This is a genomic window from Syntrophorhabdales bacterium (assembly GCA_035541455.1).
GTDB lineage: Bacteria > Desulfobacterota > Syntrophorhabdia > Syntrophorhabdales > WCHB1-27 > JADGQN01.
Window position 1 is genome coordinate 1 of the sequence record DATKNH010000150.1, and the last position, 19,442, is coordinate 19,442.

The window sequence follows — 19,442 nt, forward strand, 5'->3', positions numbered from 1 at the left end:
AAGCCACCAGCAGGTACCTTGGCTCCACATGAAAAAGCCTTTTAGTGAGACTGCTGAACGGGATGCTTACAAAGGCGATGATGGCAAGTCCCAAGGGGATGATAAACGCCTTTTTTCCTGAAAACCAAATGTCGTACTCGCGATTTACTTTCTGCGGATGCACCGTACCGGAGGTATCCGTCAGCCGGACCGCCTTGTAACGTCCGATTTCAAAGATGATGGGCTTCGACCAGGCTTCGTTAGGGGCTTCTTCGACAAATCCTTCAAGAAAAGCTTGCTCGTTTTCTCTGAAGGTCGACCATTTGTCCGCGAAAACGCGCAGCACCGTCAGGAACGCGGATGTCTGGTAGTTGTCTCGAAAAGGAGGAATCTCCCCCTGCAAGTCCCCTCTCAGAGCGAGGTCGAAGTTCGACGCGACGATTACGTTGCGGGTCCATTTGATATTGTCAGGATGTAGAAATCTCGCATCAAGATCTGTAGTAAAGAATATGAGGTCGGGGAACTCCTGACGAAGGGCCTGGAGCACCAGGTACTTGTCGTAAAAGTCGCTGCCCATAACTCCAACTGCCGCAATTCTTCCCTTGGTTTCTTTGGCTCGCAGTTCTTGATTGAGGTTATAGGTCGCATCCGCGAGTCGCCGCAGGTAGTCATACTGGCTCTTTCCGATGGGCTGTTCCAGCTTCTTCACATCGCTCAAAGGGTCGCTCTTGGCATCGGCCTTTGGGTCCTTCTTGTCACTATCGCCTTTTTCTCCAGGCAGGCTGCCATCTAGGCCGCGCAAATAGCTTATAAAATGAATCCGTGGGTCAGCCCTTTCTTCACGGGCTCCCCTATCCTTAAGAGCCTCAACGAACAGGTTTCTGAACGAGCGGGCATAGAAGGTATCCCACTCGGCCACCAGGAGAAGATGATTCTTATCGTCGCGAAGATCAACCTTCCTATTTTGGAGTTCACTCACCAGTTGATCCACAAGAGCTTGATCAGGTCCTATGGTACGGACCAGCGTGATCCCCTGATACCAAAAGTGCTTCTTGATGTCCCCCAAGGCGTCGTCTTCGGTTTTTATTTCGCCTGGAACTCGTTTGACCAGGAGCACGCTGCCAACAGTTGCCCATGGTGAGAAAATGCGCACACCTTTAAGAGGCCTTAGTCCTTCTCGCGACTGACGCCTATCAACCTCCTTAACCATGTCCTTCAGCGTGCCCGATATGGCTGGTCCGATGATATTGACCTCGACCTTTGTATTCTGCAAATTCTCAGTTCCCTTTATGTAGGCAATTACCCGGGCCAGTTTTGAAAGGGGGATCCGCTCAAAGACATCGTCATTTATCCACAGCACAAGAACTTCATCATTATCGTTCTCATGCGACAACCATTCTACAGGTATGATGTTGGAGAGAGTGATCTTCTTGTTACGAGATCCAATCCTTATAAATTCAATATGCTCAGCATCCTCACTGACATACCCCACCCTCTTGAGCCCTGAGAGAAGCGCATAGCGATAGCGCATTCTCGTTTCCGTGCCTTCGAAGTAAGGATTACCCGGAACCATAACCGCCAACACCGTAACCATGTCTTTGCCCCGTATGCCGCTCAGATAGCTGCTTCTAAAAGATCTTTGTTCTCGTGGATTGAGGACAGTGTCGTCAATACTCAACTGCCCGACGTCTTCGGGAGCCTGCTCTTCCTTCATGCTGTCGACAACAGCCTGAAAAGGATCCTGCCAGAGCCTCGCGTTCACGCGTTCATAAGACTCACGGTATTCAGATACAAAGGGTCGGCCCCCTTTGAAGGGTTGGACAAACATCGTCACGCCAAGAGCGGCCAATATGACCAGCACAGCAGAAACGGGTATCAGGGGAGTTTTGTTATCGCCAGCCATACCCACCTCCCTGGATGGCATGCCTCAATTAGGTTTCTCCTCTATGTTCCTTATATAGACCAAAATTGTTTCTAGTCAAGTACTAAATCGTTTAACGTGCCCGCAAAGGCTGCGCTGTCTGCCTTGACTTCCCACACAGCCCATGCCAGAATTGCGGGGGATAAGGCCGATGCCACGAACAAAACTGCGTGAGCAGCCCCGTTATGAATTTACATATCAATTTTGCGTCCAGTCGAGAGACCTCAGTTCCAGACGTCACCTGGGCGCCGACGCAATCGTACAGCTGATGCATGAAGCGGTTGTGCATCTCCTTCACGCACTGAGCCTTCACGAGTTTGATCTGGGCGACGGAAGGACAGGGATAATAGCGGAAGATACCATAATCAATTACATGCGCGAAGCATTTCTGTTCGAACCCCTCGCGATCGAAAGCCACGTGGACGAGGTCAGTTTCTCGGGCTTCAGGGTATTTCACCGCATGATTCGCTCGGGCGAAACAATCGCACTCGCAGAGTGCGGGGTGGTGGGCTTTGACCTCACCGGTCGCGCACCCGTTCCCATACCTGAGACTTTCAAAAAAGCACTATTGCAACACCACAACAGCCCTCAAAGCCTTCCTCACGGTTGATCGAGCCTTCCGACTCCTACTCTCCGCACTTTTGGAGAAGCAACTTTCACATCCAAGCCAGCGTAGCCGCGTCAGGAAACGGCAATTGAAAGAAGGTGAGGCAGTGATTACGCTAAGACTGGTACAGCCCTCCGTTCGCGGAGGTTCGATCATTGGAATGAAAGATTTTACTTTCTCTTACCGGCGAATGTGACGACCCGAAGGTAGCGGGGCAATCTCGCGAACCTTACATGAGCAAGTCCCGAGGAGGTGCGCATTGAACAATGTAACACGAAGAGGATTCATCCTTCGGCTCGGCGGGGCAGCCGGTATGCTCGGGCTCGCGGACGCCGGTAACTTATTGGCTCAAACAAAAGAGACGGAAAAGCAGGATGTGGAGGTCTCCCCCGCAGAGGACCTGATGCGTGAGCATGGCGCACTGAGGAGGATTCTCCTCATCTATCACGAATGGATCAAGCGATTGGCAACCAAGCGCTACACACAGATCGAGACATTGACCGAATCGAGCAGAATCGTCCGCTCTTTCGTTGAAGATTATCATGAGAAATTGGAGGAGGAATATCTATTCCCAAGATTCAAGAAAGCCGGGAAACTGCTTGACCTTGTGAACGTACTCTTGCAACAGCACCAGGCGGGCAGAAGATTAACAGATGCCACACTGCAGCTTTCGAACACCCGATCTCTCAATAACGCAACAGACAAACAGACGCTTACCAGTTCCCTCTCCGCATTCATCCGCATGTATGAGCCCCATGCCGCACGTGAGGACACGGTCCTCTTCCCCGCATTTCACGAGCTCTTGCCGGCTGTGGAGTATGATAACCTCGGGGATGCCTTCGAAGACAAGGAACATGAGCTGTTCGGCGACAACGGTTTTGAAGACATGGTGGATCGGGTCGCATCCATCGAAAAGAGCCTGGGAATCTACGACCTGTCCCAATTCACCCCAAAATAGGAGGATGACGGGTGAGTCTGCCCAAGGAAAAGACTCAACCGAATCTGTACTGCTATGAGCGAAGGCCCCGGAAGAATAACCTTTGATGAACTCATGGCAAATTGGGATTGGAAACCAATTCGCAATTGTCCCGGCAGATTCGTACTCGTCGGCGGCAGGTCCGACATTTCCCCGGAAGTCATCCTCGGACACGCGTCGCAGTTGACGGAGTTCAAGGTCAAGGCCGCGAGGGACACCGTGGTTGTGGCTCGAATTGATGGAGGCGGACTGATCAGCTATAAGCGGCCGGACGGGACGTATGTGCACACACTGGCCGACACCCACGGCTTTTCACGAAAAATGGAACAGCTGGGGATAGTTCCTGGGAATACCTCAGCCGACCTTTTTGAACATCCTGGTTAACGGAAATCCTATGTTGTAGATTCTTATCGCGTTGCCTCCCAGGATCAGGTTGAGATCGTCCTGCGAGATGTTGAGACGCGCGACCTGCTTGAGGCTCCAACCCATGATGTCGACCTGATGCGTCACGATTCCCTCTTTGCGCACCTGCATCACGTAGGTCTGAGGATATGCGCCGAGATGCGTCTGGAGCGGCTGGCTCGCTCCCCAGTCGGTTCCCCATATCAGTTTCTCAGGCCCCACGTTCGGGTTCCTCAGAGCCTTGTAGTAGAGCTCGGTCCAGTAGATGCCCGTCTCAAGGTAGACATTATCGTGGTTGGATGCCACCTGAACGCACTGATCCACAAGATCTTCCTGGTTACCGCCCTGCATGCCGCCATGTTCGAAAATGATGGTCACATCGGGATACTCGGTGGCAAGGTCATGAATCCAGTAGGGATGCCAGTTTTCCGGCCAGTAGGTATAAGGGATCGGATACATGCCCGGCGAACCGGTATGAAAACGGGCAGGCACTTTATGTTTCCGCGCAACATCCATCACCTTCCGCAACTGGTCCATTCGCTCTGACTGGGCGAGCGTCTTTCTGGTTTGCATGTGCAATGGATTGCCCGGTGCTCCCTCGCCGATGCCTATGAACTTGCCTGTGGAGAGCAGCCGGTCCAGCTCGGCACAGGCAGCCTCGATGGTCCACTCAATCTCCCCTGCACGCGCTTTGTCAGCTGTCTCTTTCGCGCAGCACAGCGCCTTGAACTTATCAGGGTATTTCTCCACCAGCTGCACGTTGATTTCGTTGTTCATGCCGAATGCCGAACAGAGAATGCACATGTCCACGTCATAGCACTTCATGTCGTAGAGCAGGCGCTCTGAATTATCATACGTGGTCAGATTGCGCATGACGTGCGAAAGGTCCTGATAATTAGCTTTTTTTGATTCCTCAGCGCTGACCTCTTTCAGTTTCTTACCCGCTGCGTGCCTCTGCGCGTGGACATGGGTATCAATGATAAATCGGCCTAGTTTCATAATTCCTCCTGTGGAAATTTGTCTTCAAGCGTATACCTTCGTTGCCCTTCGTCCGGTTCTGCATCGACGAACTACAGTGCGCCTTCGCAGCCCCAGCCTCGGCGCGCCTCGGTCTCCATCTTGAATCCGAATTTCCATCATGAATTTTTGTTCCACCTTAGCCTTTCATCTTCCTATATCTTCCTAGCGAAGCGGTCGATCATTTTGCTGCGCTTTCATGTTCGATCTTTTCCCTGATATCCTTCTGCAGCGCTTTCTTGTCTATTTTACCCACACTCGTCTTCGGCAATTTATTCACGATCTCGAGCCTCTCCGGCAGGAGAAGAACTCCAGCCCCCATCTCTTTCAGTCCGGCAACCATCGCATCAAACGTTAGCGACTGACCGTTTCTCACGACCACGTAGGCACAGGCCTTCTCGCCGAGCCGAACATCAGGCATGGCGACAACCGCAGATTTCTCCACACCTGGCAGTCGATCGAGAAGATCCTCGATCTGCTTGGGGATGATGCCTTCACCGCCCCTTTGGATGATGTCCTTCTTGCGGCCGGTGATAAATATAAAACCCTGCTCGTCTATCTTCCCGAGGTCCCCCATCTTGTAATAGCCGTCCCGGGTGAAGATGGTCTGATTCTCCGCCTCCGACTTGTAGTAGCCGGTAAAGACTGCGGGACCCTTGGCAACGAGTTCTCCTTCGGTGTTTGGCGGGAGCTCTCGCTCTTCTTCATCAACTACCTTCCAATGATCGCCGTCGACGCCCGGCTGGCCGATAGACCCCCGAGGCGTTGGACCGGCGCCCGGCCGTTCCCGCGTGTTGGGCCCCTCCGTCGAGCCGAAGTTCCCGCCCCCGAATACTCCGCCCCACGTGGCCAGCAGCCTCCTCGCACGATCTGCTGTCTCCGGCCGAAGCGCTGCTCCTGCGGTTCTCGAATACTTGACACAGGTGAGGTCATACCTGTCCAGATCGGGATGGTTCAGGATATCCTCAAGAAGCGTGGGCACAAACGAGATATCCGTGATCCGATGCGTGTGGATCGCTTCGAGAACCTCCTTTGCCCTGGGCACCTCTATCAGAACGAGCGTGGTCCCATAAAAAATCGCTGCGCCCACGGCTCCCTGGTGGGCCATGGTGTGCCCGATAGGCGTGACCTGTGCGCGCACATGTTCGGGCTTCGTGTGGTCACCGGTGTAGCGAACGTTGGAGAGAAAACTATTGTGAGTGCGGGGCACGCCCTTCGGAAGGCCGGTGGTGCCTCCGGTGGTAAAAATGACGCCCACATCGTTAGGGTCAGGTCGAAAGGGGACAAGGTAGTCATCGGGGTACCTGCTCATGTCGACCCGATCGATGAGCTTTTGCAGGGAGAAAAGTCCGTCAGCAACCAGGGGCCCATCATCGGGCGTAATGACGTACTTCAGGCTTTTTGCCTCTGCGCGAATCCGGGTGATAAGAGGTGCATAGTCGCGTTTACCGTCCTGAAGCGGCACAATCCAGGCGGCTGCCTCAGTCAACCTGAAAAAATGGGACATTTCCTGGTATTCCTGACGGGCCACGGTAATGACAGGAACGGCCCCAATCCGCTGCGCGGCGTAGAATCCAATCAGGAACTCATGTCTGTTCGGCAGTTGGAAAACAATCCGGTCATATTTCTTGAGACCCAGTTCAAGCATTGCGATTGCCAGACGGTCAACTTTCTCCTTGAGCTGTGTGTACGTGAGACGTGTCCTGTTGTCGATTACGGCTACTTTATCAGGATAGGATCGGACTGCGCGATCGAGTATGTCGCCGTAGGTCAAGCCAAGCCACCAGCCTTTGGACGTATACTCTTTGATTATGTCGTCAGGATAAGGAACTGCGCCTTCCAGATACGTTCTCGTGTCCATCATTAAAGACTCCTTCTTGCCGCTATGCTCTTTTGTCGTAGTCGCTGCTTGGCTGCCTGCCGGTCCTTTTCTTACTCCTCAACCTGGCACCGTTGAATATCCCGTTTGACGTAGCGCGCAGCCCAGAGGAAGAAGAGTGCGCCCAGCATCGTCATGATCGGCATGCTGATCAAGGAGTAGCGAATTGCCAGCGGCCCGTAGGTCGGTTTGAGATAGTCGTTACACATGCCCACGAACAACGGGCCCACGCCGTAGCCGAACAGATTGCCGATCATAAATATTACTGCAGCAGCGAAAGCCCGCATGCGCACCTTGACAACCGTCTGGACCAGGCCCAGCACAGGGCCCATGCGGAATCCCGTGCAGATGACTCCCGCCACAGGCCCGATCCATGCCAAGGGCATTGGTCCGAGATAGAAGAACGCCAGGAAGGGACCGGCCAGAAGCGAGGTGATCCCCGGAGTGAGAATCTTATACGTGTCACTCTTCTTGCCGAGATAATTCACCACGGCACCGCCAAGGAGCACTCCTGCCACGCCCGCTATGGACTTGATAGTACCCCCCACGGTCCCGGCCTGTAATATCGTGAAATGATGAACTCTCATCAGGAAGGACGCGAACCACGCCGTTATGCCGAAATCGACAAAGCTGGTGATTGAAAAGCCGATCACCGCAAAAAGATATGTTTTATTGCCCACGAAATAACGGAGGGTCTCGCCTAAGCTGTAAACCCTGGTGTCAGCTTTCTTCCCGTCGAGAATTCCGCGCGCTGGTTCCTTGACCGTGAAGCGAAGGAGGGCTGCAATGATGATCCCTGGTATTCCGGCAAAAATGAAGGCTGTTCTCCAACCCCAATACGTGGCTGCCAGACCGCCGATCAGGAACCCGCCGTAAACGCCCACAAAGGGTGACATGGAGAGTATTGCCATTGCCATAGGACGTTTATCTTTGGGAAAGTAGTCGGAAACAAGTGAGTTGCCGGGAGCGCTCGCAGTCGATTCACCAACGCCCACGCCTATGCGGGTAAACAGCAGCTGATACACGGTCTGTGCAAAAGCACCCATGGCCGTGAGGACGCTCCAGAAGGCGACGCCTATGCAGATAATGGGCAGGCGTCCCTTGCGATCCGCCAGACGCGCGACCGGCATGGCGAGAATTGCATAGATGAGGACGAAACCGAAACCGACCATCAGGCCCATCAGAGTGTCCGAAACTCCAAACTCCTTTTTGATCGGCTCCAGAACCACGTTGACGATGTTGCGATCGATGTAGGCGCATGACCAGACGAGGGTCAGAAGAATCAAGACGTAGTAAGACTTGGCAAGCGAGACCGGTTTTGGGGATTCCGACAGTTCCTCAGTTTCTCTCGGTGCTGCTGTTGGTTTCATGGCAATTCCTCCATTATGATTTCACTAACGCTACCCCAGGATCCTGTTCAATGTGGGATAAGGACGAAACTACTTCCGGGAGAAGTCTTTGCCTCTCCGGCCCGGTTGCGCTCCGGCGTGACGGACTTTCGAACGTTCCAGCGTGCCCGTGCGTTCAATATCCCTCGTCATAAGGCTCTCGCAGAGTGCGATATCTTTCCGCTTAATGGCCTCTATTATTCCCTTATGAAGCGTATATGTCTCATATTTGAATTTCCTTGTCTGAACGCTGTGCGGACGCAGCGCGTCAAGCAAGCGGAACAGCGCCGAAACCAGTAGCTTGCTCAGATGATTGCCGGATATTTCAGCTACGGCCACATGAAAAGCCTCAGCGTGCTCACGATGCTTCAAATCGTCGTCTATATCCTTGAGGTACGCACTGTTGAGGTCGTTCAACCTCGAAATATCAGCCGACGACGCTTTGGCCGCAGCCGCGCGTACACACACGAATTCGATCGCCTTTCTCACTTCGACGAAATGTGCCAGTGTCAGGTTGCCATGGCTGTAAAGGTCATATGCCGAGTTGAAGATCGGCTTTTCGAGGTTTGAAACAACAAATGCCCCTCCGGTCGCCCCCTGTCTGATCTCGACCAGCCCGGACTGCTCAAGCGACCTCAGCGCTTCTCTCACCACCGCACGGCTGACGCCTGTCTGTTCCATCAATTCCCGTTCAGAAGGGAGCTTGTCGCCTGTCTTGAGCTCGTTGGCAAAAATGAGCTCTTTGATGCGCGTTACAATCTTCTCGTTGAGCTTCTCTTTATTGAGGCGGGCAAGAAGGGGAGGAGGAATTGTCATATGTTCAACCATTCGCCCAACAGTCCAAATTGTACTTCGGCGAATTTACGTTGTCAATGAGAAAAATACGTGAAAGATATGCGCCAGAAGAATACGCGGGGACTACGTGTCCAGATGCATGCCGCAGCGATCTTAGTGAATAGGGATGATTCGGAAGTCTGCTCGCAGGTTTCCTGTTCGTCTCAAGTTCATGTCACAGTCGTCTCTTCCTCTTTGCGGCAACATCAAGAACGGCAGACACAATGCTGTCGTAGCCGGTGCAGCGGCACAAGTTACCGGCTAACGCCCTCCTCACCTCATCCCCCGAGAGATTGGGCTTCTCCGCAAGAAGCCCCTCGGCGGTAAGGATCATACCTGGCGTACAGTAACCGCATTGCACTGCGCCGTGGTCTATGAAAGCCCGCTGCAGGTCCGAGAGTTCCCCTTCCTTGCTCAAGCCCTCGATTGTGACCACCTGTCGACCATCCGCCTCGACAGCGAAGACCAGGCAGGAATTGACCGGTCTTCCGTCAAGCAGGACTGTGCAGGCCCCGCAGTCCCCTGCCCCGCAACCATTCTTGGTTCCCTTCAGACCTAACGTGTCTCTCAGATAAGCTACAAGTGTCAAATCATCTCTTATAGTATCTTTAATTATCTTTCGGTTAATTATTAGTTCAACGTCTCTCATAGTTGTCCGTTGATTTCGTCTATAATTCCCTGGCGCCTGAGGCAATGTCTTAAGGCCCGTTCCACCAGGACAGGTATCACTGCCAATCGGTATTCTCTACTTGCCCTCGTGCTGCTGCGGGGGTTACTCTCGTCCGCCGCCAACTTTCCGGCTTGTGAGATATGCTCAGGATCAGCCCGGTGTCCTTCCAGATACTTTTCAGCTGAGTGAGCGCGTATCGGCGTGGGACACGCTCCTCCCAACGCAATCCGCACTTCACGGATACTGCCTGAGTCGAGTCTCAGAACAACCGCCGCACTGGCGATTGCGATATCCATGGCATTGCGGGGTCCCAGTTTCTCGTAAGCCGATCTCAGCCCCTCATCGAGGAGCAGTTCGATGCCGGTGATTATCTCTCCTTGCTGCAGTGCTGTCTTTCCCGCTCCCATCCAGAAAGAAGCGGCAGACATTCTTCGCTCCCCTTTGGAACTCCAGGTCAGGATCTCCGCATTGAAGGCCATTAGAGGAATCGCCATGTCCGCTGTCGGTGAGCCGTTGGCAAGATTTCCACCGAGAGTAGCCCGGTTTCGAACCTGAAAGGAACCGAGGCTGCGCGCCCCTTCGTGAAGCGCAGTAAACCTGCTGCGGATCAACTCGTGCTCTTCCACGGCGTGTATTGTGGTCAGGGCGCCTATCCGCAGGGTACCGTCTTTCCCTGGGTTAACTCCCCCGAGGCCGGCAAGGTGCTTCAGATCAACCACCAGTTCCGGACTGTATTTCCCCGACCGCATCGCCACCATCAGGTCGGTACCGCCGGCCAGGTAAAAAGGGGTGACTCCGGCCCGGCTGGCAAGGAGTTCCTGCAATTCCTCCAGGGAGCCGGGACGTGCGTACTCAAACGGCGTCAGATGCGCCATCCTATCTTCCTCCCTTTCTCAGGGCATCCAGCACGCGCTCCGGTGTCATGGGCAATTTCGTTACCCATACTCCAGCCGCATCAGCCAGCGCCGCCGCCACAGCAGGAGCAACCGGGCCCACCGGCGCTTCCCCCAGTCCTTTCGCCCCGTAGGGACCCAGGGGGTGAGGAACTTCAACAATAATCGCGTCTATCGGAGGAGCATCCGGGCATGTAGGGATTTTGTAATCGTGAAGATTGCTATTGAGTATCCGCCCCGCGTTATCAAATTTGAGCTCTTCGGAAAGAGCAATGCCAAGGCCCATGGTGACGCCGCCGCGAATCTGTTCAACGCAGTTCAGTCTGTTGATCGCTCGTCCCACATCGCTCACAGCGAAGATCTTGTTGACTTTGATCCGTCCGGTGCGTGTGTCAACCTCCACCTCGGCTATCTGGGCAGCGTACATCCAGAAACTCGTGGGGTTGCTCCCCTGCCCTGTTTCTCTGTCGAGTCCCGTACCCCCTTCCATGTAAGAATCGCCATGACCGATGACGTCTATTCCTCCCGGGACAGCCTTGTTGATGATTTCACCGAAAGAATAGGTATGACCTGTCTCGGGATCAACGATGAATCCATTATTTGCTTTTACGTCTTGCGGATCGCACCGGAATACCTTCGCCGCATAAGTCGCTATCTGCTGCCACGCGTCTCTGGCCGCTTTCATCACCGCAGTGCCGCCATGGAACGTGCCCCGGCTGGCGCTCGTCGTGCGATCATATGGGGTTATGAACGTATCAGGATGGCGCACCTCAACCCGCTCCACAGGAACACCCAACTCGTGCGCGGCGATCTGAGAATAGATCGTGGCCGAACCCTGTCCCATGTCAACATTGCTGCAGTTCACCTCCACCGATCCTTCCTCGAGAATTCTAACCGTCGCTGCGGTGGCATAATGGCGCATCGTACCTTTCCATGAACAGGCTATACCGAGGCTGCGAAAGCGACCGTCTCCCAGTTTCACGCGCGCAGGCCTCGCGCCGGGCTCCCAATGAGCGGCTTTCGCCACCTGCACGAGACATTCTTTCATGCCGACAGCGACCATTTTCTCGCCGGTGTGACTGAGGTCTCCATCCCGGATCACATTCTTCAGCCTGATCTCAAGGGGATCGATCCCCATCTCATGCGCAATGCGATTCAGGTGATTCTCATAAGCCCAGGTCACGTGAGGGATTCCGTACCCTCGGAACGCGGTGGCCACGGGCCGGTTTGTGTAAACAGAGTACGCATCGATCTTGACGTGTTCTATACGATACGGGCCTGCCGAGGTAAAGCCTGAGTTTCTGGTAAGGAGAGGACCGCAGTCAGCGTAGGCTCCCGTATCCCAGTGGGTGACAATCTGGCGAGCCACGATGGTTCCATCCTTCCTTAGACCGGTCTTGATTCTCACAGTACAGCCGTGATTCGTAATCCTGCAGAAGTCCTGTTCTCTGTCCATGGTCAGGCGCACGGGCCTGTGGCCAGACCTTTCTGCCAGAGCCACAATCGGTGGTTCTATGCTGGGATAGATTTTGGAGCCGAACCCACCCCCCAGGTTGGGTATGGTGACCCTCACTTTATTCCAGGGCTTGTCGAAAAGCTCTGCCAGTGACCGCTGCAGCACGTAGGGCGACTGGTTGCTGGTCCAGAGATGGAGCGTCCCGTCCTTCTCGAACTGGGCTATGACCGAATGATTCTCTATGCACGCATGATGATTTCGGGGCACTTCATAGGTGTCTTCAAACAGGTAATCAGATTCGGCAAACCCCCGGGCGACATCTCCCTTGCGGATTTTGAAATGATTACAGATGTTGCTGCCGGGGATAGCGTTAGCCGTTACCTCCTTTTCGTACTCCATCAAATCAGGATGCAGCAGCGGTGCGTCCGGGGCAACCGCCTCCTCCGGAGTGAATACAGGTTTCAGGGGTTCGTATTCCACGTCAACCAGACGCACAGCCTCTCGCGCTATCTCCTTGGTTGTCGCAGCCACGGCAACCACAGGTTCACCGACAAAACGGACCACGCCCCTTGCCAGCACGGGACGGTCTTTCACCGTGGTCCCATACAGCTTCTCGATGTTGCCCCCCGTGACGATTGCGACGACACCATCCAGAGACGCGGCCTTTGAAGTATCAATCGAAAGAATCCTCGCGTAGGCATGTGGACTTGTTAAAAGCTCTGCCTCCAGCATGCCCGACAGGTCAAGATCATCGGTATACTCAGCCAGGCCTGTCACTTTTTCTGCGGCATCTATGCGGGGCAGGCTCTTGCCGATGAGTGTCTCTTCCATCAGTGCAACCTCGCCGTTCCGACTGTCGCAGTCTGACGGCAGAATCCCGGCAAGTCTAATGCAGCCGTATCTCTCAATGAAAATGCGTTGTCCATCACGCGTTCAGTAAGGCCAGAATTCTTTGCGGTTTTGCCGGAAGAGAATAGATCCTTTTCCCAATAGCATCATAGATAGCATTCAAGATGGCCGGCGTTGCGGGTACGGTGGCAATCTCCGAAATACCTTTGGCCCCGTAAGGGCCTATCGGTTCCGGATCTTCGATGACGATCACTTCTATCGAAGGCATGTCGTATATCGTGGGGATGCCGCAATCCCTGTAGTTTCTGCTCCTGAACTCACCTTGCTCAACGACGAACTCTTCCTTCAAAGCATACCCCAGGCCCATAAGCGCGCTTCCTTCAATCTGGCCTTCTATTTTCTGGGGATTAATGGCAACACCTACATCATGTGCTGCAATGATCTTGAGCACCTTCACCTTGCCCGAGAGCGTATCAACTTCCACAAAGGCAACGTGTGTGGTATATGCATACGAAGGGTAATTGCGGTACTCTTCCGGTGGCACCCTCTTCCTCGCCTCTATATCGTAGAGTGCATATGTAGGAGGCGCCAGGTACTCGCATTCTCCCTTGATGCTCTCCCCCGGCTGAAGTTCCTTTGCAAGACCCGCAAGTGTGACCACCGTCCGGCCATCTGCTTTCTCAATCACGCGATCCTGGCGGACATCCAGGCCTTCAACTGCCTTGCCGTATTGTTGCGCAGCTCTTGCGAGCAGGTTTGCCTTAAACGCTTCGGCTGCAAGAAGCGCCGCCTTTCCGCATATCAGCGTCTGCCGTTCTCCTATGGCGCAGTTGTGTTTTGGTGTGAGGAGTGTGTCGCCCGTGATCAATTGCAGAGTCCCGGGTGAAAGCCCTGTGGCCTGCACCGCAATCTGAAGAATAGCGGTGCGAAAACCCTGCCCCATATCGACGCCTGAAACCCTCGCCAGTACCCTGCCGTCCGGCTCAAGACTAAAGACAGCCCCTGCGTCTTCCGCTCTGCCTTTTCCCGCCCCGACGTTCTTGAAGGCGCTTGCGATACCTATCCCGAGACGCTTGGTAGATTCATTCGCATAGAGGGAACGGAAATGCGCGATATCGCGCTCCATGGACTCTTCGCATCTATCGATGGTTGCCTTGATGCCAACGCTCGAGTTGAGGATCTGGCCCGCCAGCGTCTTCTTCCCTAATGCAAGAATGTTTCTGCGGCGAAGCTCAAAGGGATCGATCCCTGTCTTACGGGAAAGCTCGTCCAGCAGCGATTCTACCGGTACCGCAACCTGATTGATGCCGAATCCGCGCATCGCGCTGGTGTTCGCATTGTTGGTGAATACGGCCACGGCGTCGACTCTTGCATTGGGAATCTCGTAAGGGCCGCCGGCAAAGATGACTGCCTGATCAAGAACACGGATGGTGAGAGATGTGTACGGACCCGCGTCTGCCATGAGTTTCGCCTTCAAGAAAAGCAGCTTCCCTTGCTCGTCTGCGCCGATCTCATAGTCCATTTCAAAGGGGTGCTTCTTTGTGCCTACGCGGAATGTCTCTTCCCTGTTCAGCACAATCTTCACCGGTACTCCCATCTTGAATGCTGCCAGCCCCAGGAGGCACGCGAAGCCCGAATCCGTTCTGCCACCGTGACCCCCGCCCAACGGCGTGATCACTATCCTTACCTTGTCCACCGGCAGATTCAAGCTGTCAGCTACCTGCTGACGGGCATGAAACGGCCCCTGGTTCGGAAGATGAATGGTCAGTATTCCTTCTTCAAAAAAAGCGAGGCCCGCTTCCGGTTCAAGGTAGCCGGGGTCTACCGCGACTGTTTCAAAGTGGCCGCTCACAATGTGGACCGATTTCTTTCTTCCCTGCTCGACATCGCCTATCTCGTGGCTGATCTCTTTGCAGATATTTCCGCCTTCATGCAGATGAGGCGCGCCCTCTTTCAAGGACTCGCTCATAGTAGAAAGAACTGGAAGCTCTTCGTAGTCGACTTCAATAGCCAGAGCCGCCTGCTCTGCCGCCACCATGCTCTCCGCTACGACAAGGGCAACCGCGTCTCCAAGAAAGCGCACCCGGTCGCTGCAGAGAATCGGATTGTCTGCTCTTACCCGGCCGAAGCACTTGTTGCCGGGAATATCATCTGCGGTCAGAATCGCTCTTACACCGGGTATTTCTTTTGCCCTTGTTCCGTCTATCTTCTTGACGCGGGCGTGAGGGTATCTGCTCCACAACACTTTACCGAAGAGCATCTTCTCTCTTGTAAGATCAGCGGCAAATATGGGCTCTCCGCGCACCTTCGCTATCGAATCATAGTCTGGTATGGATTCGCCTATGCTTCCGCTAAGACCGTCAGTCCCGTCCGAAACAGAGGGATTGCCCGATCGCAACTCCTCCGCTGCCAGCTTCACCGCATCGATGATTTTTACGTATCCTGTGCAGCGACAGAGGTTGTATTTCAGCGCCCGCCGGATATCCTCTGCTGCCGGGTCGGGAGTCCTATCGAGGAGGGCCTTTGTTGCCATGATTATACCCGGTGTGCAAAAACCGCACTGGATGGCCCCGGTCTTTATAAAAGCAGACTGGATCGGGTGAAGCTGTCCTGCCGGGGCGAGTCCCTCGATGGTCTCGACGTTTCTGCCGTTCATCTTTGCGACTCGGACCTGACATGCGCGACGTGCTTCTCCATCGATGATAACCGTGCAAGCGCCGCAGTGACCTGTGGCACATCCGTTCTTGGTTCCCATCAGGTGCAGCGAGTCCCTCAGAAAATCCAGGAGGCTGGATTGTCCGTCGACAGCTGCGCTGACCTCTTTCCCATTCACCCGAAATGATATGCCGTTAGCCATTATTTCTTCCCAGCTTTTGACCGCGTCAGAGCGTACCGCTCTGTGTCCGGTTTCGTATTAACGCATGTCGGCAGGAGCATTGTCAATACTTCCAGGGCCGTCAGGCCGCTGCGGCCAAAGGGGGAAGATTACACTAAGAGAATGAAAAGGCTACGCTAAAAGGCCTGAGCATTTTGTCGCTGATACAGGCAGATCAGAGCGCTGGAAGTTGGTGTCTAGGTTTTTTCCATTCCCTTCTCAGGGCCCAGATACAACCATGAAAAGGTGTGTGCATGCTCGAGGCGGCTGTTTCTGCTTGTGATGATATCAGAGTCGTAGAAGTCTCCCCACACCGTCAGATCGCACCAAGAGCCATTCTGCGGCAACCTACCCCTGGTTTGCTGGCCGATCCGCTTAACAAAGAAGGCGCTTTCCCGATCCCACATGATCCGCCTCACCCAGAAGCCCGTTTTATACCCGTTGATTCTATAACAGTCGTAAATAGTCTTTGCCACGATACGATGCCTATTTCACACGCCACCCTCGCCTAATCCGGTGGCCTGACGTCCTTCACTGAAGGGGAGCGGTACCTGTCAGACTTGCCAGCGAAGGGCGATTCCCTCTCAATGTCGAGAATCTTGCGGGACAACACCTGTTCGATTTTGCCGGTGACATTGAGAAACTCAGCCGCTGCAAAGCGTAATCCTTTTCCTGAGCCTTCCTTATCTGCCTTCCGAATCCTGATGACTCTGGCCTGAATGGGATAGACGGCAGGCGCAATGCCAAGGCGCACTTCAACTACCTGATGCGGCTCAAGCACAGGGCTCTCGCTATAGCTGAACCTCATGCCGCCCAGCGAGATATCAATGAGAGTAACCTTTTCGCCGCAGACAAAGACATCCAGTCCGCTCCTGCTGCTAGGTCCTACCCGGTAGCACATTCTTATGTCGTACGGTTTCGGATTACTCCGCATGCGGACAACAACAGCCCGGGCGTACTCCTCGGGCGATAGCTCGTACCGATCAACCAACTCTGTTACAACAGCAGAGAAACCGTAGCGCGAATACTTTTCGCCTTCCCTGGCCACAAAGGTCACCATAATTTCTTTACCCAGCATTGTGCTCTTGACTGACGGCTCAGTCTGAGCGAGGACGAGCGTGTCTGCATCAGCACTGTAAATTACCGAACTCTTTGCATTGATTCTTTGGGCCCGCTGGTCCGCATCTGCAATAATTTTCACGCTAAGGTTCGGTGCAATATTCATGGTAAGTTAATCGGCCAAAAGGACGTTAACTTAAGGGCTCTTGTTGCCGCGTGGCGTCAGGTGGTGCAAATGGGATAGTCTCCAGGCAGGAGAGAGCGATGGTGCACAGGAGAATTTAGAAAGGGAACGCTCCGGGCCCGGCCGTAGGGTTCTGCTCTTTTCTGCACGCTCCGTTCGAGCCGTCCGCGCATTTTGTGCCGTCTGTCCAGGTCGCATTGGAAAGATCGGCATCAGACAAGTCAGCACCGGAGAGATTCGCAAAAGAAAGATTGGCCTGAGATAAATTGGCGCGGGAAAGGTTGGCGCCGGTTAGATTTGCTTCTCGTAAATTCGCAGACTTAAGAAAAGCTCCTGAGAGGTTGGCGCCTGAGACGTTGGCTCGCGTCAGCCTTACGGAGAGCATGTCGGCATCCGCTAGGTTAGCCTTCGAAAGGTTTGCCCCGGTTAAGCTAGACCCCGAGAGCTTAGCCCGGGAAAGATTCGCTCCTGATAGATCAGCATTCTGCAGGTCACACCATGTGCATTCCTGGGTGTTAAGAAGCTTATCCAGGGCCTGCTGAGAAAACCCGTAACCAACACCAGTCACGAGTATTGATACGAGAACTGCCAGGAATAGGACGCAGCCGATCCTATTTTTGTTCATGGTCGTCGGCCTCTTATGTAAGATTTCAAGCAGGGGGCGCCACCCAGCCGTCCACTATGTAGCTCCACTGTCTTCATCCCATATACCACACACCAACAGACAACGCAACAAAATGCAACCTCAAAATGCAACCTCTATTTACATGAAAAGGACCATTGGCTATAATCTGTTGTTGGTACGCTAAACGAGGAGGAAGCGATGAGTAAACGCGGTATTACAACCCGCTATGAAGATGTGGAACACTTAAGTGTCGGCGCTGCTCTGGAAAGAAGCGCGAGCCTGGTTCCTCAAAAGGTGTGCGTTTTTTTCAAAGACAAAACACTCACTTATAAACAGCTGGAAGAAGAATCGAATGCCTTTGCAGCAGGCCTGCAAGAGTCGGGAATCCAAAAGGGAGACAGGGTTGCCGTCTATATGCTTAACTGTCCCGAGCTTTACGTTGCGTTCTACGCTCTGCAGAAGATTGCGGCCGTGGTTACATGGGTAAACCCGGGGTACAAGACCCATGAACTCTCCTTCATCCTCAATAATTCCCAGGCAAAAGCCATCGTTGTGCAGAAGGGGAAGGAAGGCGTTGACAATTTCGGTATAGTTCAGCAACTCCGCAACGATCTTCCCTATCTTTCATACGTCATTTCTTCAGGCGGTGGTCACGGAGAAAATGTCATCCCTTTTGAAGACGTAGTCTCCGGAGGGAGAAAAAAAGAGTGGCGCCGGGTCCCGATTGACATTTACAGGGATCTTTCCATGTTGCTCTATACATCCGGCACGACCGGCGTTCCGAAGGGTTCGATGATCACGCAGTATCAGGCGGTCAGAGGCGGTTACACCCATGTGCGAGGGGTGAAAGCAACCGCTGATGACACCTTCATGGGAATCCTTCCCTTGTGCCACTCGTACGGGTGCGGAACGACGCTCATCCAGCCCATTCTGATACAGGCGTCCGTTATCCTGCTGGAAACATTCAATGCGGAAGAGGCACTGAAAACAATAGATGCACAAAAACCGACCCTGCAACACGGCTCTCCCGCTCACTACATCATGGAAATGAACCATCCAAGGCTGGACCGGTATGATCTTTCCAGCCTGAGGGCCGGGTACCTTGCAGGCCAGATATGCCCCGAAGAAGTGATCCAGTGGGGGCACGACAGGAACATATACCTGTCCTCTTCATGGGGAAACTCGGAGGTCGGACCCGGAGCTGGAACAATGTGTCCCTACGGAACCCCGCTGGAAGTGCGCAAGAAGAGCGTCGGCAAGGCGGTCCCGGGGATGAAGCTCAAGGCCGTAAATCCCGATACCGGCAAACGAGCCGCCCCGGGAGAGGTCGGCGAAATGATGGTGAAGGGTCCTAACGTTCTCAAGGGCTACTGGCAGAATCAGGAAGAGACAGATAAACAACTGGAAAGAGACGGCTGGCTGCATACGGGGGATTTGATCTCTGTCGATGAGAAGGGTTTTGTCGTGATGTTCGGAAGAAGCAAGGACCTCATAAACCGCGGCGGGTTAAAGATCTATCCGACAGAGGTTGAATCTCTTATTCTGCAACATCCTCATGTGGCGCAAGTTTGCATAGTGGGAACGCCGAACCCTGTCCTCGGGGAAAGTGTCTGCGCGTGCGTAATACCAAGAGCAGACGCGAAGGTTTCCTTGATGGAGATCCGCGAGTTCCTCAAAGAGAAAGTGGCAAAGCAGAAACTGCCGGATGAGTTGTGCATACTCTCTGATTTTCCCAAAATGCCGGGAGGGGTAAAGATAAAGAAGTTCGGGGCGGGCGGCCTGCAGGAACTGGCATCCCTTGACGATAATCGAGAAAAACTCAGGTGAG

General features: G+C 53.9%; 16 protein-coding genes. 4 read left to right on the top strand and 12 right to left on the bottom strand.

The window, feature by feature from the left end; all coding sequences use genetic code 11:
* Nucleotides 1-1,882 (bottom strand): hypothetical protein (locus tag VMT71_16075; GenBank protein HVN25489.1); only part of this gene is annotated, 1,882 nt, incomplete at its 3' end.
* 169 nt (nucleotides 1,883-2,051) lie between these two features.
* On the opposite strand from VMT71_16075, the gene VMT71_16080 reads away from it, so the two are divergent.
* From VMT71_16080 to VMT71_16090, 3 genes are all read left to right on the top strand, one after another.
* Entirely contained in the window at nucleotides 2,052-2,510 is a 459-nt protein-coding gene (locus VMT71_16080) for a thioesterase family protein (protein HVN25490.1), read from the top strand.
* A gap of 256 nt (nucleotides 2,511-2,766) precedes the next feature.
* Nucleotides 2,767-3,465, top strand: a complete 699-nt coding sequence (locus tag VMT71_16085) for a hemerythrin domain-containing protein (GenBank protein ID HVN25491.1) — start codon at nucleotides 2,767-2,769, stop codon at nucleotides 3,463-3,465.
* A 54-nt stretch (nucleotides 3,466-3,519) separates the two neighbouring features.
* Entirely contained in the window at nucleotides 3,520-3,867 is a 348-nt protein-coding gene (locus VMT71_16090; protein HVN25492.1) for a hypothetical protein, read from the top strand.
* Here VMT71_16090 and VMT71_16095 read toward each other — a convergent pair.
* The 11 genes from VMT71_16095 to VMT71_16145 form a co-directional block, all read right to left on the bottom strand.
* The gene (locus VMT71_16095) at nucleotides 3,838-4,884 is read right to left on the bottom strand and encodes an amidohydrolase family protein (protein ID HVN25493.1); all 1,047 of its coding nucleotides are present in this window, start codon (nucleotides 4,882-4,884) and stop codon (nucleotides 3,838-3,840) included. The genes VMT71_16090 and VMT71_16095 overlap by 30 nt on opposite strands.
* Nucleotides 4,885-5,083: 199 nt before the next feature.
* Nucleotides 5,084-6,766: a class I adenylate-forming enzyme family protein gene (locus VMT71_16100; protein HVN25494.1), complete on the bottom strand. Its 1,683-nt coding sequence runs from the start codon at nucleotides 6,764-6,766 to the stop codon at nucleotides 5,084-5,086.
* A gap of 68 nt (nucleotides 6,767-6,834) precedes the next feature.
* Complete coding sequence (locus VMT71_16105) at nucleotides 6,835-8,151, bottom strand: MFS transporter (GenBank protein ID HVN25495.1); 1,317 nt, start codon at nucleotides 8,149-8,151, stop codon at nucleotides 6,835-6,837.
* A gap of 69 nt (nucleotides 8,152-8,220) precedes the next feature.
* Entirely contained in the window at nucleotides 8,221-8,985 is a 765-nt protein-coding gene (locus VMT71_16110; GenBank protein HVN25496.1) for a GntR family transcriptional regulator, read from the bottom strand.
* 193 nt (nucleotides 8,986-9,178) lie between these two features.
* Nucleotides 9,179-9,652 (bottom strand): (2Fe-2S)-binding protein, encoded by a 474-nt coding sequence (locus tag VMT71_16115; GenBank protein HVN25497.1) that lies wholly within the window; start codon nucleotides 9,650-9,652, stop codon nucleotides 9,179-9,181.
* Nucleotides 9,649-10,548 carry a xanthine dehydrogenase family protein subunit M gene (locus VMT71_16120; GenBank protein ID HVN25498.1) on the bottom strand — a complete coding sequence of 300 codons (900 nt, stop codon included), beginning with the start codon at nucleotides 10,546-10,548 and terminating at the stop codon, nucleotides 9,649-9,651. The genes VMT71_16115 and VMT71_16120 overlap by 4 nt, the downstream gene beginning before the upstream one ends.
* Nucleotide 10,549: 1 nt before the next feature.
* A complete protein-coding gene (locus VMT71_16125; GenBank protein ID HVN25499.1) occupies nucleotides 10,550-12,853 on the bottom strand; it encodes a xanthine dehydrogenase family protein molybdopterin-binding subunit in 2,304 nt (767 codons plus the stop codon).
* A gap of 94 nt (nucleotides 12,854-12,947) precedes the next feature.
* Entirely contained in the window at nucleotides 12,948-15,728 is a 2,781-nt protein-coding gene (locus tag VMT71_16130) for a molybdopterin cofactor-binding domain-containing protein (GenBank protein ID HVN25500.1), read from the bottom strand.
* A 215-nt stretch (nucleotides 15,729-15,943) separates the two neighbouring features.
* Nucleotides 15,944-16,222 carry a hypothetical protein gene (locus VMT71_16135; GenBank protein ID HVN25501.1) on the bottom strand — a complete coding sequence of 93 codons (279 nt, stop codon included), beginning with the start codon at nucleotides 16,220-16,222 and terminating at the stop codon, nucleotides 15,944-15,946.
* Between the two features lie 32 nt (nucleotides 16,223-16,254).
* On the bottom strand, nucleotides 16,255-16,947 hold the full coding sequence (locus tag VMT71_16140; protein ID HVN25502.1) for a PilZ domain-containing protein: 693 nt from the start codon (nucleotides 16,945-16,947) through the stop codon (nucleotides 16,255-16,257).
* Between the two features lie 139 nt (nucleotides 16,948-17,086).
* Nucleotides 17,087-17,614 carry a pentapeptide repeat-containing protein gene (locus tag VMT71_16145; GenBank protein ID HVN25503.1) on the bottom strand — a complete coding sequence of 176 codons (528 nt, stop codon included), beginning with the start codon at nucleotides 17,612-17,614 and terminating at the stop codon, nucleotides 17,087-17,089.
* Between the two features lie 198 nt (nucleotides 17,615-17,812).
* Between VMT71_16145 and VMT71_16150 the strand changes: the two genes are divergently transcribed.
* On the top strand, nucleotides 17,813-19,441 hold the full coding sequence (locus tag VMT71_16150; GenBank protein HVN25504.1) for a class I adenylate-forming enzyme family protein: 1,629 nt from the start codon (nucleotides 17,813-17,815) through the stop codon (nucleotides 19,439-19,441).
* Nucleotide 19,442: the final 1 nt, after the last annotated feature.

Coding starts and splice junctions, on each gene's coding strand:
- VMT71_16145 (HVN25503.1), bottom strand. CDS start 17,614: ATGAACAAAAATAGGATCGGCTGCGTCCTATTCCTGGCAGTTCTCGTA.
- VMT71_16105 (HVN25495.1), bottom strand. CDS start 8,151: ATGAAACCAACAGCAGCACCGAGAGAAACTGAGGAACTGTCGGAATCC.
- VMT71_16120 (HVN25498.1), bottom strand. CDS start 10,548: ATGGCGCATCTGACGCCGTTTGAGTACGCACGTCCCGGCTCCCTGGAG.
- VMT71_16095 (HVN25493.1), bottom strand. CDS start 4,884: ATGAAACTAGGCCGATTTATCATTGATACCCATGTCCACGCGCAGAGG.
- VMT71_16090 (HVN25492.1), top strand. CDS start 3,520: ATGAGCGAAGGCCCCGGAAGAATAACCTTTGATGAACTCATGGCAAAT.
- VMT71_16125 (HVN25499.1), bottom strand. CDS start 12,853: ATGGAAGAGACACTCATCGGCAAGAGCCTGCCCCGCATAGATGCCGCA.
- VMT71_16080 (HVN25490.1), top strand. CDS start 2,052: ATGCCACGAACAAAACTGCGTGAGCAGCCCCGTTATGAATTTACATAT.
- VMT71_16115 (HVN25497.1), bottom strand. CDS start 9,652: ATGAGAGACGTTGAACTAATAATTAACCGAAAGATAATTAAAGATACT.
- VMT71_16150 (HVN25504.1), top strand. CDS start 17,813: ATGAGTAAACGCGGTATTACAACCCGCTATGAAGATGTGGAACACTTA.
- VMT71_16100 (HVN25494.1), bottom strand. CDS start 6,766: ATGATGGACACGAGAACGTATCTGGAAGGCGCAGTTCCTTATCCTGAC.
- VMT71_16130 (HVN25500.1), bottom strand. CDS start 15,728: ATGGCTAACGGCATATCATTTCGGGTGAATGGGAAAGAGGTCAGCGCA.
- VMT71_16110 (HVN25496.1), bottom strand. CDS start 8,985: ATGACAATTCCTCCTCCCCTTCTTGCCCGCCTCAATAAAGAGAAGCTC.